Origin of the sequence: Affinundibacterium amnicola (assembly GCF_014284275.1) — a bacterium.
Classification (GTDB): Bacteria; Pseudomonadota; Gammaproteobacteria; order Burkholderiales; family Burkholderiaceae_D; genus Undibacterium; species Undibacterium amnicola.
In genome coordinates this window covers 198,410-211,605 of sequence record NZ_JACOFU010000001.1, presented here as the reverse complement: position 1 = coordinate 211,605, position 13,196 = coordinate 198,410, and the positions used below count along the sequence as shown (strand labels likewise).

The 13,196-nt window shown below is 45.8% G+C and carries 13 protein-coding genes; 5 read left to right on the top strand and 8 right to left on the bottom strand.

The genetic code is table 11. The features are described 5' to 3' along the window. Nucleotides 1-93: 93 nt before the first annotated feature. The 3 genes from H8K33_RS00905 to H8K33_RS00895 all read right to left on the bottom strand — a co-directional run bounded on the left by H8K33_RS00905 (nucleotide 94) and on the right by H8K33_RS00895 (nucleotide 4,336). The gene (locus H8K33_RS00905; protein ID WP_186889106.1) at nucleotides 94-897 is read right to left on the bottom strand and encodes an alpha/beta fold hydrolase; all 804 of its coding nucleotides are present in this window, start codon (nucleotides 895-897) and stop codon (nucleotides 94-96) included. Between the two features lie 107 nt (nucleotides 898-1,004). Then, entirely contained in the window at nucleotides 1,005-3,512 is a 2,508-nt protein-coding gene (locus tag H8K33_RS00900) for a DNA internalization-related competence protein ComEC/Rec2 (protein WP_186889105.1), read from the bottom strand. Nucleotides 3,513-3,517: 5 nt separating this feature from the next. Beyond that, nucleotides 3,518-4,336 (bottom strand): TatD family hydrolase, encoded by an 819-nt coding sequence (locus H8K33_RS00895; protein WP_186889104.1) that lies wholly within the window; start codon nucleotides 4,334-4,336, stop codon nucleotides 3,518-3,520. Between the two features lie 248 nt (nucleotides 4,337-4,584). On the opposite strand from H8K33_RS00895, the gene H8K33_RS00890 reads away from it, so the two are divergent. From H8K33_RS00890 to H8K33_RS00870, 5 genes are read left to right on the top strand one after another with little or no spacing between them, the layout of a single operon-like run. After that, the gene (locus H8K33_RS00890; protein ID WP_186889103.1) at nucleotides 4,585-4,941 is read left to right on the top strand and encodes a DUF1272 domain-containing protein; all 357 of its coding nucleotides are present in this window, start codon (nucleotides 4,585-4,587) and stop codon (nucleotides 4,939-4,941) included. Then, nucleotides 4,934-5,893 carry a GlxA family transcriptional regulator gene (locus H8K33_RS00885; protein WP_186889102.1) on the top strand — a complete coding sequence of 320 codons (960 nt, stop codon included), beginning with the start codon at nucleotides 4,934-4,936 and terminating at the stop codon, nucleotides 5,891-5,893. The genes H8K33_RS00890 and H8K33_RS00885 overlap by 8 nt, the downstream gene beginning before the upstream one ends. Nucleotides 5,894-5,909: 16 nt before the next feature. Continuing rightward, complete coding sequence (locus H8K33_RS00880) at nucleotides 5,910-6,473, top strand: cysteine hydrolase family protein (RefSeq protein WP_186889101.1); 564 nt, start codon at nucleotides 5,910-5,912, stop codon at nucleotides 6,471-6,473. Between the two features lie 49 nt (nucleotides 6,474-6,522). Next, entirely contained in the window at nucleotides 6,523-7,731 is a 1,209-nt protein-coding gene (locus tag H8K33_RS00875; protein ID WP_186889100.1) for a toxin-antitoxin system YwqK family antitoxin, read from the top strand. 46 nt (nucleotides 7,732-7,777) lie between these two features. Then, complete coding sequence (locus H8K33_RS00870; RefSeq protein WP_186889099.1) at nucleotides 7,778-8,710, top strand: EamA family transporter; 933 nt, start codon at nucleotides 7,778-7,780, stop codon at nucleotides 8,708-8,710. On the opposite strand, the gene H8K33_RS00865 is transcribed toward H8K33_RS00870, so the two are convergent. The 5 genes from H8K33_RS00865 to H8K33_RS00845 all read right to left on the bottom strand — a co-directional run bounded on the left by H8K33_RS00865 (nucleotide 8,707) and on the right by H8K33_RS00845 (nucleotide 13,194). Next, the gene (locus H8K33_RS00865) at nucleotides 8,707-9,129 is read right to left on the bottom strand and encodes a nuclear transport factor 2 family protein (RefSeq protein WP_186889098.1); all 423 of its coding nucleotides are present in this window, start codon (nucleotides 9,127-9,129) and stop codon (nucleotides 8,707-8,709) included. The genes H8K33_RS00870 and H8K33_RS00865 overlap by 4 nt on opposite strands. Before the next feature lie 27 nt (nucleotides 9,130-9,156). After that, nucleotides 9,157-9,723 (bottom strand): hypothetical protein, encoded by a 567-nt coding sequence (locus H8K33_RS00860; protein WP_186889097.1) that lies wholly within the window; start codon nucleotides 9,721-9,723, stop codon nucleotides 9,157-9,159. 161 nt (nucleotides 9,724-9,884) lie between these two features. Beyond that, nucleotides 9,885-10,085, bottom strand: coding sequence for a hypothetical protein (locus H8K33_RS00855; protein ID WP_186889096.1), 201 nt, complete (start codon nucleotides 10,083-10,085; stop codon nucleotides 9,885-9,887). Between the two features lie 213 nt (nucleotides 10,086-10,298). Next, nucleotides 10,299-11,441 (bottom strand): C1 family peptidase, encoded by a 1,143-nt coding sequence (locus H8K33_RS00850; RefSeq protein WP_186889095.1) that lies wholly within the window; start codon nucleotides 11,439-11,441, stop codon nucleotides 10,299-10,301. A 316-nt stretch (nucleotides 11,442-11,757) separates the two neighbouring features. Then, a complete protein-coding gene (locus tag H8K33_RS00845) occupies nucleotides 11,758-13,194 on the bottom strand; it encodes an FAD-binding oxidoreductase (protein WP_246443210.1) in 1,437 nt (478 codons plus the stop codon). Nucleotides 13,195-13,196 lie beyond the last annotated feature (2 nt).

Here is a 13,196-nt window from a genome sequence, read left to right as displayed (position 1 = left end):
CAAGTGAGAACTGTATTTTACTCGATGAATACTTACTTAGAAGCATTGCCTTGATGACTTAGGGCATATTGATCTAGGGCGTGTTGACCTGATTTAGCGCGCTTTTTTCAACAACGTTTGTATCATCGCATGGCAAGCTTCGGCAGTTCGTTCTGGCATTTCCATCGGTAATAAATGCCCTGCTGGCAATTGCACGAAATTCTCCCCACACAACTGACGCGTGGTCGTCAAACCACCCTGCCGACATTCAATCGATTCCGTACCACCAACAAAACCAATAGGCACCTGAGTACTTTTTCTGGCAACCGAACCAAGGTTACCAGGTAAAGTCATATAGATCTGACTTTCAATTTCACGTGTGAATTTTAGGCAAATGCCTTCTGGATGATCTTGCATGCCAGCGTCGATGTAATCTTGCAATACTTCTGGCGGCCAGATCGCGAATTTTTCTTTCGACGAAAAATGCTCAAACGCTTCTTGTTTATCTCGCCATATCATGCGACGTTTCAGCGAGAATTGCGCAGGTGAGTATTTTTCCAGCAATCCAAGCACACGGAAAGTTCGCAAAAAAGCTGAACGCCATCCCGTCACCACCGGAGAATCAATCATCACCACACAACGCACTAAATCAGGACGTTGACTGCTAGCCATCAGAGATAAGATCCCACCCAAAGAATGGCCTAATAAAACCACGGGCTCTTGATAACGCGCCGCTAAAGTATCGATTAATTCTTGCACTAAAAAAGGCCAATTCGTCGTCACTGGATAGGCTGGATTGTGTCCGTGCATGTCTAAATATTGAATCTCGTAATGCGGTGCTAATTCATTAAACATTTGACGATAGCTCCCTGCTGGAAAGCTATTACCGTGACAAAAGTGAACGATGGGTTTGGACATTTTTTTCTTGAAGAATGATCTGATTTTAATTTTGAAGCTACGAGCTTGCAACTTGCCTAAGCCTGAACCTAGACATGTCCGGAAAGCAAAGTCAAAATTATTGATACCTATTGATACCAATAGCGAGCATGCTCTTTGCGATATTCACTCACACTAATGGCGCTGCCAAATTGTAATGTGATTGCACCGCTTGTGTCCGTCCTTAGAGGTTTTATTCCAAAATCAAGATAACGCTGCAATGCAGCTTCTTTCGGATGATGATAGCGATTTAGATAACCAACTTGAAACAAGGCCAAGCTTGGTTTCACCGCCTGTAAAAAAGCAGCAGTTGACGAAGTACCACTCCCGTGATGCGGTGCCAACAATACATCAGCGGCGAGTTTCTCAGGAATGCGATTGACCAATTGATCTTCTTGTACCGCTTCGATATCTCCCGTCAATAATATCGCGTGCGTCTTGGTTGATACCTTTAAAGTACAACTAAGCGCATTAGGCTTCCATTTATCACTGGTGTAAATCACTGGCACTGGATGCAAAATTTCAAATTGAACGCCATCCCATTCCCAGGCTTGTCCGGCAATGCAACGCGATGATTTCTCTGCGATCGCCACAATAGGATGATCCACAGGCAAAGACGATACGACTTGATCAACTTTGACATTCCTCAAAACACTGATAGCGCCACCCGAATGATCATTATCACTATGCGATACCATCAGTTGATCAAGATGGGCAATACCGCGCGCTTGCAAATACGGCAGTAGCACTCGGGTGCCGCTATTACTATCTGCGGATGTACCTGGACCCGTATCGTAGAGCAAGCGATGATGCGCGGTTTCTATCAATACGGCAGAACCTTGTCCAACGTCAAAGGCAGTCACTTGCATTTGGCCTTTTTCTGGTCTTTGTACTGGTTGAAGTAATAGAGGTAAACAACAAATACCGCCCAGCCAGCGCATAGGCATTCCACGCGGAGCGAGTAAGTAAAGTAAGCCAATTGTCGCTGTGCCAAACATCCACCAACTAGGTTTGGGAATTTGCCAAACTGCTAGAGGGCTTCTATTTAAAAAATCTAAAATTTGCACTAAAAATTCCATGCACCAATGGGCAAAACTCAAACACCAAGCTGCCAATGGTGCGGGTAACACGCTACCTAATAAGGCAAGCGGCGTCACCACAAAACTGACAATGGGTATTGCAAGTGCATTCGCAATCGGGCTTACCAAAGAAATTTGTGAAAACAACAGTAAAGTCAAAGGGACTAAACCAAGCGTAATCGCATACTGAGCGCGCGCAGCCAATTGAATTTGCGGCCGCAATTTACGCAAAAAATCTTTATCAGGCGATACTGCCGGCAACACATCAATCCTACCCGCACTTGCATATAACAATACGCTGACAGCGCCAAACGATAACCAAAATCCCGGCCACAACACCGCCCAAGGATCGATCATAATCACCACACCCAAAGCTAGACATAAAACGTGAGAACTACTAGCAGTTCTGCCACTCCAGATCGCCAGCGCCAATACCGATAGCATCCACAAAGTTCGCTGAGCAGGAACGCCAAATCCTGCTAAGGCAACATAAATCATTGCAGCAATCCATCCCGACAATACAGCGACTTTAGGCGCAGGAATCAACAGTGGTAATTGCGCGCGAGTGAAGAACGAGCGTCGCCACAAAAAATGCATCAGGCTGGCAAATAAACCTGCAATCATCGTAATGTGCAAACCAGAAATCGACATCAAATGACCTACCCCTGTACGATTAAACATCGCCCAGTCAGCGGGTGAAATATCGCGTTGGTCACCGATCACCAAAGCACTCAATACGCCAGCATAAGGCGCATGATCAAGATGACGCATCATGTGTTCACGCAGGCGAAAACGAGCTCGCTCGATCAGATTCGGCAAACTCAATACAAACTCGTCTAACAATAAGTTTGTATTGGCCTTGTCAGCACTGGCACGGGCGTTCAGCCGTACGCTGCCAGTTGCTCTTAACCCTTGCTCGAACAACCAAGCTTCGTAATCAAAGCCATAGGGATTGGCATTGCCATGTGGTCGTTTTAAGCGAACAACCAACTGCCAGCGTTGCCCAGGTTTTAACGAGGGAGTATCGATCACGCCATCAGCATCGTCAAACCATCCCAATGCAAGTCGCTTAGGGAATTTGTCCTTAGCAAATTCTGTACTCGTTTGATTCGCGAGAGCAGCTGACTGTATCGAGCCTGGAAGTAAGTAACGCTCCACCGCAAAATTAAATCGTATGCCATTTTCCGTTCGCCCCGGCAATTGATCTATTACGCCTTGCACCACCACATCTCGCCCCTCCCACTCGACGGGTAGTTCATTTCGCAACTGGTAAAGCGCGAGCATACTCGCCCAACAGAAGCCAAGCCCCAAGGCTAAAACTGAGGCTAAAACTAAGCGCGTTGACAACAATAGGGGGAAAGACAGTCTGAAGAATGGTTTAGAACGAAAGCAAAATAAGAGAATCGACAATGCACATAAAACGACAAAGGCGAAACCAACATAAAGAAATGGGAACAGTACAGCTTGTTGCTGTAACAGCGCGACACCAAGAACAAAACCCAGAATCGCGCTGCGCACTAAGCTTATCTCAAAACAAAGCGCGCCTGCATGCGCGGTAAGGCGGCGAGTACATTGGCGGTCGTTTGCTGTGCGGTTTCGAGATGACTTAGTCCCCGCAGACTAGCAAGCTCATGACCAATTTGTGGCAGCTCCCCCGGCGTGTTGATTCCTGGATGACACCACCGTGGTGCGATATCTGGGGCATCTGTTTCCAGCACAATGCTACTTAGCGGCAAGTCACTGGCAAGACGACGTATTTGTAAAGCGCGGGTAAATGTCATTGCACCACCAAATCCTAATCTAAAACCCAAGTCGATAAAATGTTGCGCCTGTTGCACACTGCCATTGAAAGCATGCGCGATACCACCACAAACGGGAATGCGTCTCAAATATTTTAGTATTTTATCTTGCGATTTTCGCACATGTAGGAGCACAGGCAAATCGAAATCTCGTGCGATTTTTAATTGTTCGCTATAAAAAAACTCCTGCTTCTCTCGCAGCGGTGACTCACACAACGCAGGAACAAAGTAGTCAAGGCCGATTTCCCCCACCGCAACCAAAGCCTGCCCCAACACAGGATTGGCCAACAAACGCGCGATCTCAGCGCGTAAAAATTGCAAATCTTCTTCTTTCGAAGTCGCCACATACATAGGATGTATGCCCAAAGCAAAGAAGCAATCTTCTCTTTGCCCGGCGAGCTCCGCTACCACTGAAAAATTAGAGCGATGCACCGCAGGAATCACAATCGCAGATACACCCATACGCGCCGCCTCTTCAGCTAAGACGAGTGATTTCCCAGCAAATTCACTCGCATCGAGATGGCAATGGCTGTCTATCCACATATGAGTTCACCTATCTTTGTCTGTTATGCGTATTGATCAATTTCAAATGTTCTGACTGGATTATAAAGTGCATTCGGCGAATCGTTAACGAAGATAAAACTCCCAATCTCCCGTGTAGCATAAGTGATGTCCTGAAATGACCGCATTTGGTCATCATCTGTGCTTTCATAATGACGATGAAGTGTTAAGCTAAGCATACTAAGTAATTTAAATTCATAGCCATCTTTTATCTACGATCAGAGGGAAATATGCTAGAACTACGAGCAAGCTGTGAACATTGCGATAAAGACTTACCACCCGATGCGCATGACGCCATGATCTGTTCATTTGAATGCACATTCTGTCTTGATTGTGTCATCTCAAAATTATCTGGGGTTTGTCCAAACTGTCACGGCAATTTCGTTCCCAGACCGATTCGACCAACTAATTTTGGCAAGAACAATAATGACTTGATTCACTATCCTGCCAGCACAAGGCGTTTATTTAGACCTGTTGATATCAGCAAGCATACGCAAGAACTAAATGCGTTCCGTGAGCAGCTCCAAACCATGCAGCAGCCAGCTTCAATCAACAATCAACATCTTGAAAATTCAAGTGATGACTAAACAAATCGTCTATTTCTTAGTCCTTCCCGATACCTTGCTGATTGATTTGGCGGGCCCTGCAGATGCTTTTTTGTTCGCGAATCGTCATTGGGGTGAAATCCCATTTGAATTACGCTATATCAGCGCAAGATCAAGCATCGATACTTCGATCGGTTTATCACTCCATCATTTGTCGCCATTACCAACAGAAATTGAAGAGCACGCGCTGATTGTCATTCCTGGCGTACGCGGTGATAGTTTCGATCATCGCACACCAACCGCGCTTGAAACCATCAATTGGTTAAGACAATCCGTGAATAGCAGTCATCGGATTGCTTGCGTGTGTGCTGGCGCTTTGATCGCAGCACATGCAGGTTTACTAAAAAATAGGCGCGCCACGACGCACCACAGTCACTGCGCCGAACTAGCGGAAGTTGACGCGAGTATACAAGTTGAAGACAACCGCATTTTTGTCGAGGACGGCAATATCTTAACCAGTGCTGGCGTTACAGCCGGGATCGATCTGAGTTTGCATCTAATCTCACACATTTGTTCGCCAAAGACTGCGATGGCAGTTGCCAGAGCGATGGTGGTGTATTTCCGACGCAGTGGTAATGACCCACAACTGTCTGCCTGGCTGCAACATCGAAATCATCTGCATCCTACAGTACATAAAATTCAAGACCTCATCAGCCAAGATCCGGCGCACCCGTGGAATCTGGATGAACTAGCCGCACACGCGTGTACCAGCAGCCGCCACCTGACGCGTCTGTTCAAATTACATGCCCAGACATCAGTCCATGACTATCTGACGAGCTTACGACTGAGTTTGGCGAATCAGTTGTTAAATCAATCTAATTTGTCGATAGAACATATTGCAGATGCGGCTGGTTTTGGCTCGGCACGTCAATTTCGACGCAGTTGGCAAAGCGTTTACAACACATCGCCATCTGCTTATCAGCAACAGCGATAATTTCAATTCATCATCTATGTTAAACAAACTAAGCACTGCACTATTGCTAATCGATCTACAACAAGCCTTTGATGAGCCAAGTTGGGGACAACGTAATAATCCACAAGCGGAAAGCAATATAGCGCTTTTGCTAGCCCGCTGGCGACAAGAAAACATGCCTGTCATTCATGTGCGTCACTTCTCTACGGAAGCCAATTCCAGCTTACGCCCAGATCGCCCCGGTGTGGCTTACAAAAACGAAGCAAAACCGATTTCAGGTGAAATAGAATTCAGTAAGTCAGTCAATAGTGCCTTTATTGGCACAGGCTTAGAGAGCTACCTACATCAGCAAAAAATCAATACTCTAGTGATCGTCGGCATCAGCACTGATCATTGCGTTTCAACTACCACGCGTATGGCGGCCAATTTAGGTTTCAATAATTTATTAGTCAGCGATGCCTGTGCCACTTTTGACCGACGTGCGGCAGATGGAAAACTGTTTCTGGCTGAAGATGTTCATCAAATTCATCTCGCCAGTTTAGATAGAGAATTCTGCACGGTGCGTACGACAGCCGAAATTTTGCAAATGCGTTTTGAATAAGCTGTCATATAATCTTCGCCATCTCCCACTGAATAAACTAAACCATACTATGTCCAATCGACTACGTCAGTTTCCCCTCAAAACCTTAGTCATGAACTGCGGTCTATGTTTTGCGGCGCTATTTAACCAATCCAGTTTTGCAAGCGAAGACTGCAGCTTAAATGGCGAATCCGTCAGTATGTACAATGGAGCAACCACCGCTGGCAAAACAGGCATCATACGTTGCAAAGACAGGGATACCGGAAAGCTGCTGCGGGAACGTGAAATCAAATCGGGCAAAATCTATGGGCTAGCGCGTCAATACCGCGATGGCGTTTTGATCTTAGAGTACACCGATGAAGAAAACGGACAAAGGCACGGTTTGCGACGTGAATATGCAAACAACGGCAAACTCATCAAAGAAGAGACCGAAGATCACGGCAAACGTAAAGGCTTGCAACGTGAATGGACGCCTGAAGGCAAACTCAAAAGACTTGAATTGATCGGCAATAGCGAAGCTGAATCTGCCAGCATACGTTGGACTGTGGATGGCGCCATCAACAGTTTGCGGTGCGCGAACAAACCCATTTTGGCGCCACACGTCGACGATGCCAGCTTATGCGGATTTAAAGGCAAGTCATCTAAGATCAACTATTTCCACGATGGTGGACAAAAGCGCGCCAGCGAAACACTCTTGGCTGGCGTGGTACAAGAATCCACACAGTTTGACTACAACAGCGGAAAGATTCGTAGCACCAGCGAATTGAAGAACAATGAATTAACCGAAACAAGCTATGGCGACAACGGCAACAAACGTTTTCAAGTGGTGTTGAACCTTGCTGAAAAAACACGCGCATTTATTCGCAAATCAGAGTTTCACGAAAACGGCTCATTCATCAAAGAACAAAAATTCAGCATGCTAGACCAAGATGGTCGACGACGTAATGTATTAACAGAAGAAACCCAGTTTTATCTGAATGGGCAAACCAGTTCACAAGACCGGTATCGCTACGAAGGCAAAGATTATATTCTCGACGCAAAAACTTTTTCAGACAAAGGCAAACTTGTCGATACAGGCAGTTACGTAATCGAATCAGCGTATCGGCGTCGCGCCATTGGTGTCCATCAAAGCTATTTTGAAAATGGCAAACTCGCGGCTGAAAATCATTTCAACAATGCTGGCAAGATTTATCGACAGAAGACCTGGAATGAACAAGGTGCTCTGATGAACGATGATGAAGTCTTTGAAGATGGCTCAAGAAAAGCCTACAAAAAATAACCGAAGCATCGCGCACCACCACTTTCTTAATGTATAAAAAATCCATATGACACACAGCCAACTCAAACCAATTCACATCGTCACCGCGCTCATTGTGATCGTCTTATGGGGTATGAATTTTGTGGTGATTAAAATTGGCTTGAAGGGTATTCCGCCACTACTACTGGCAGCATTACGTTTCACTTTTGTCGCCTTCCCTGCAATTTTCTTTTTAGCCAAACCAAAAGTTGAATTAAAGTGGCTGATCATCTATGCCGCCACGATTAGTTTTGCACAATTCGCGTTTTTATTTTCCGCAATTGCGGTGGGTATGCCTGCTGGTTTAGCTTCATTAGTTTTACAAGCGCAAGCTTTTTTCACAGTCGGCTTAGCCGCTTTAATTTTTGGCGATCGATTAAAGCCTAGTAATGTGGTCGGAATTTTCATCGCTAGTCTTGGTTTGCTCTTACTTGGTAGTGCCAGCTTGACTGCCAGCGCCTCGGCAAGCACAGCGCAAGTTAGCATCGCCGGATTTGCGCTCACTTTATGTGCCGCTTTGTCATGGGCATGTGGCAATATCGTCAGCAAGAAAATGGGGGCAGTGAATATGCTCAGCTTGGTCGCCTGGAGTGCCCTGCTGCCTATCATTCCCTTTTTTGTTTTGTCGTGCTTTATGGATGGTGTAGCGGTAGTCTGGCATAGCCTGACGCACATCAGCCTGTCTGCAATGCTGGCAATCTTGTATTTATCTGGTGCGGCAAGCCTGATTGGCTATACCTTATGGGGGAAATTATTAGCCGCCTTACCCACTCATGTGGTGGCACCATTGAGTTTACTAGTACCTGTCGTTGGACTCTCTTCTGCTTGGATTATTCTGGATGAATCATTGAACCGGACTCAAATTATCGGTGCAAGCATCGTCATGGCGGGGCTGTTATTTAATGTATTTGGCCAGAAATTAATTACCGCAATACGCACAAAAAATAGGCCGACAATCTAATCCGCGCTCGTCATCATCTCGACCAAATGACGACGACTTTCTGGCGCAGGAAATGGATCAGGCCAAAATTCTGTGATTTTTTGTATCTTGCCATTCGCAATGGTAAAGAAGCTGATCGCTCTGCCTTGTTGCACGCCATCGCTAACAGAAACATCACTGACGACCTGCTGAGTCTCGATCACTAAGCGATTGCAGGTAAATACCCAAGGGCCATGCGCTGGATACTCTGCATTCATCTTCGCAAAGTTCTCTGCTCCCACGATACGCTCACCAGATTGCGGCCACTCCAGTACAAAATCCTCACTCAACACAGCCGCTACAGCGAAGAAATCATTGCTATTCATCAGTTGCCAAAATCGCTCGACCAGCGCACCAGCATGGTCGAAACTGTCCAGCCTTGTTACTAATGTTTCGGGCATAGCGCTCTCACTATTTCGGTAAGATTATTATTCTGCTTCGTCGTTTTCAGGTGTAAAACTCCATTGTGGGCTGAGTAAAATCGTCAACACAGAAATCACCGTTATCACCACAGATACCCAAAACGCGATGGAGGTATCCGCAAGCCTAGATGGATAAATTCGCATCACTGCACCAAGGCCGATTAAGTTACCACCAGCAACCAATACCGCTGAGGCATAGTCATGAAAACGACGCGCCTTATTTGCACCACTGGCCCATTTTTGATGCGTGTTATAACTAGGCAAAACTTCGTGCGCATTACCCAGTTGTTCTAAAGCCGAGAGAAAGCGTCGCAAATTAGTAATTGCTCTTTCAGCCTTGTAGTTAAGAAAGGCCAAGCTCAAAGACGCCACAGGAAACCCCAACATCAACCATTCAACCGGCACCTCACCTTTCGTCTCATTTGATTTCAAGGCGACTAAAGCCGCCAACAAACTGACGACCAAAGTCACATACAAGGCCAAAGCGTGCTGACGCTGAGAGATTCTTGCATTCACTTCTTGATAAGCTGCGATAAAACGGTAATTCGCATCCACCGTGGAATTCTTAGACATAAATTCTTTCTGCTAAAGAAAAAAGCACCAAATCTTATCGCAAGTATCTGGTGCTGGTGTGAAGTGCTTAGTGAAAGCTTAGTGAAAGCTTAATGAAAACTTATTGAGACTTATTGAAAACTCATTGAGATCGCCGAGAGAGAAATCTCTACAGCATCAAACTATCGTGCGACTTGTGATTTGCACTTAAAACTGGAAGTCGATACGGTGTCCACATTCCCCTGTCCACAGGTCGTGATGGCTTGTTGTGACATCATCGAAATTTGCTTACCACTTTCCAAATTACTTTCACTAACAGAGATGCATGCGGTCAAACTGATCGTCGCCAACAAAATACCGAGGCTAGAAATAACTTTTTTCATTTTAATTTTCCTGATTCGAAGAGTGATTTTTTGTCGAGAATGCTTACCGCGCTTAGGCTTAACTACGCAAGGCATACCATCGCAATTTGAAATGCATTTTAGTCGATCTGTCTCTTCCTGTGTTGCCAGATGTATCAGATCGACTGTAGATTCAATGCGAATCACCGCTTCGTGGTTGACACTGCAATCCGAAATAGCAATGCCAAGCACAAATTACTTGATCCCAGCCTTGCGACGAATATCTTCAGGAATCGCTTGCTTATGCACCATGAAATAAATTGTTTTCATGCGAACATAGTTTTTACTCATGTGTAGATGGCCTTCAAATGGCCCACTAGTCGTGCCGTAACTATTTTTCGTTAAGAAGAATGCATTGCCTTTATCATCTTTACTCAAACCAACGATATGCATACTGTGATCGTCGGTACTACGCCAATCATCAAAAGCTTCTTGACGTGAATTCTGCGTGACTTCTTTCACTTCATCTTCCAAAACCGCAAAACCTTCTTTGACATTAAAACCCTTTTCACTGGTGTCGCCACCCCATGAAATGGTGTACCCATTGCTGAGTGCATTGGTCATAATTTTTTCCATGTCGTCGATAGGAACATTCAAGAAGCGATTATCGTGTGACCAATTATCTGGAATTTCTAAACGCATACGCTGGTAAAAAGGGTGATGATTAAAGCTAGTCACTTCAACGTAATCTTCGGGATTCAGTTTTAAGACCTGATCACGGAAAGTTTGCGGTGTATGCAACTTGCCTTCATAAATGAAATTCGCTGGTGGCTTACCAATATAGGCATCCAAAATGCCTTCAAAAGCGGCACGCCATGATTTGCTCGGGCGTCCAGACTTGATTACCGCATCCAAAAATGCCTTACTGGTTGCTGCCAACTCAGCGTGATCAAGCCTTGTTTCGCCTTCTTTCAGTCCAGAGTAATTTGTCTTGGGGACAGCACCATAACGGCGCAACATGTCCATCGCATCATGATTATTACCACCTTCCCAAAAAGTCGCTTTGCCTTGTACACGCAAATACGCATCCGCTTTCAAGGGATAGGCATGACGAACGCCAAAGACTTCAGACAATTCAATTAGCTTCCCACCCTGACGCGCGACTTCACTTTCCATGAAAGATGCTGTTGCAAAATTCCAGCAAGTATTAGTACGCGCCTGATCTTTTGCCGCTGTACGTTGGGCTTCATGTGTGATGGTGAAAGTCTTTTTTGGGCTTGCCGTTGGCGTGGCCGCATTTGCTGTAGCAACAGTCGCTTGCTGTGCCAACACGGTCATGGACGCCAAAGAAAGCGCACAACATAGTGCACCGAGGATAGCGTTTGTTTTTAGTTTCATGATGTCCTTTTTTATTTAACCCAGATTTTCGATTAGGATTTGTGATGATGACGGATGCACTTTTTGAGACAGTTTTGTTGCGAATGAGGCGTCAATAGCTAGCTATTGACAACGAAGAGCAGCAAAAATGGCCAAAAATGCGCCGTCAGCACACAAATAGCGTCGAAGACGCGCCTAATGGAAAATCTGGGTTTATTCTACGAGTTTCGGCGCTAGAACTCTGCGCCTTGCGCATCATAACGGGATGTCGGAATAAAGAATAGAGCATCAAAACGAAAACTGTTTAAACAAATTTGCATGCGAATCATCAAAAAAATCAATGTCCGAAGTGGCAAATTCCCAGTAATTTTTGAGGATCCAGCAAGTCTTGTATCTGCCCTGATAAATGCTTTTGAATTGCAGGTGTGTAGCGTTGATAATAAGCTTGATTATAAGGACCAATGCCATGTTCAGCGCTAAAACTGCCTTGATAGCCTAACACCACCAAATCGTAAATCAGATCACGAATTTCCTGCACGACCGAATCTGACAGTACTTGTTCGGTATCGCTCGGCCAGACCATATTGAAATGGCAGCCACCATCAGCCCAATGACCAAAATCCATCACACGTATCCAAGGATAATGGCTAGCGATCAGCGCTAAAGCTTGCGCACGAAAATCCACCAAAGCCGAGCGCGGCATCGCAATATCAAAGGCAATCACTTTGCCTTCATGGCGTATGGCTTCGCTAATCGCATGCCGAATCCGCCATAACTCTGTTGCTCTTCCTAACACGGCATTTTCTACCACCGTACCAAACAGTTTCTCTAAACATCCACTCAAAAGCGCATTCAAATCGCTACCAGCTTGCGTATCTGAGCGGCTACTAAGTTCAATCAATACACAGTAATCAGGACAGGGCTCAGGGTGAAACGGCTGCTTGATCGCGGGCACATGACGTAACACGGCTTGCAAAGCGGCGCCAGAGATACCTTCGAAGGCAGACAAATACTCGCCACAATCACGCTCCAACACCTGCAACAGCTCCAACACCGCAGACTGATCACGCGGTACGACAAGGGCTGCCGCGGTTAGTTTCGGCAAGTAATGTACTTGCAATACCGCCCGCGTAATCACGCCGTAACAACCGCTACTTCCGACAAATAAATGTTTGAGATCCGGTCCCGTATTGTTTTTGCGCAAGGCATGCTGCAGATCTAATACTTCCCCAGCGGGTTCCATCAATACCGCGCGCAATCCGAGCAAATTTTGTCTGACATCGCCGTACTTAATTAATTTTGCACCGCCCGTGTTGGCAGCAATCATCCCGCCAATTGATGGATTGGCAGCAAGGTCGATAGGGAAAAATAATCCATGTTCTTCAAGAGCCGTATTAAGTTCATGCAAACTAACACCAGCATCAACCTCGACGGAACGATTGACCACATCAATCGCAATGTGTTTCTTTAAACGCTCCAAACTTAACACGAAAAATCGCCCACTTGCATCGGGCGTGCTGGCTGCCACTAGGCCTGTGTTTGCGCCCTGTAAGAGCAAGGCTTGATGATATGTTTGACATAGGCGCACAATCTCCACAACCTGCTCGTGGCTGTCTGGGCGCAGCACCGCCAAAGTCTCGCCTTCTCCATATCTAGCCCCTTTACAATAAGGGCGACAATCATCAGGATCGAGCAATAAGTCAGCCTCGCCTAATAATTTTTGTAGCGTGAGAATCAGGAGTGGCATGTTCATCGGGGAATTTTTCGAGGTCATTA

Coding starts and splice junctions, on each gene's coding strand:
- H8K33_RS00905 (WP_186889106.1), bottom strand. CDS start 897: ATGTCCAAACCCATCGTTCACTTTTGTCACGGTAATAGCTTTCCAGCA.
- H8K33_RS00895 (WP_186889104.1), bottom strand. CDS start 4,336: ATGTGGATAGACAGCCATTGCCATCTCGATGCGAGTGAATTTGCTGGG.
- H8K33_RS00890 (WP_186889103.1), top strand. CDS start 4,585: ATGCTAGAACTACGAGCAAGCTGTGAACATTGCGATAAAGACTTACCA.
- H8K33_RS00885 (WP_186889102.1), top strand. CDS start 4,934: ATGACTAAACAAATCGTCTATTTCTTAGTCCTTCCCGATACCTTGCTG.
- H8K33_RS00880 (WP_186889101.1), top strand. CDS start 5,910: ATGTTAAACAAACTAAGCACTGCACTATTGCTAATCGATCTACAACAA.
- H8K33_RS00875 (WP_186889100.1), top strand. CDS start 6,523: ATGTCCAATCGACTACGTCAGTTTCCCCTCAAAACCTTAGTCATGAAC.
- H8K33_RS00870 (WP_186889099.1), top strand. CDS start 7,778: ATGACACACAGCCAACTCAAACCAATTCACATCGTCACCGCGCTCATT.
- H8K33_RS00865 (WP_186889098.1), bottom strand. CDS start 9,129: ATGCCCGAAACATTAGTAACAAGGCTGGACAGTTTCGACCATGCTGGT.
- H8K33_RS00860 (WP_186889097.1), bottom strand. CDS start 9,723: ATGTCTAAGAATTCCACGGTGGATGCGAATTACCGTTTTATCGCAGCT.
- H8K33_RS00855 (WP_186889096.1), bottom strand. CDS start 10,085: ATGAAAAAAGTTATTTCTAGCCTCGGTATTTTGTTGGCGACGATCAGT.
- H8K33_RS00850 (WP_186889095.1), bottom strand. CDS start 11,441: ATGAAACTAAAAACAAACGCTATCCTCGGTGCACTATGTTGTGCGCTT.
- H8K33_RS00845 (WP_246443210.1), bottom strand. CDS start 13,194: ATGACCTCGAAAAATTCCCCGATGAACATGCCACTCCTGATTCTCACG.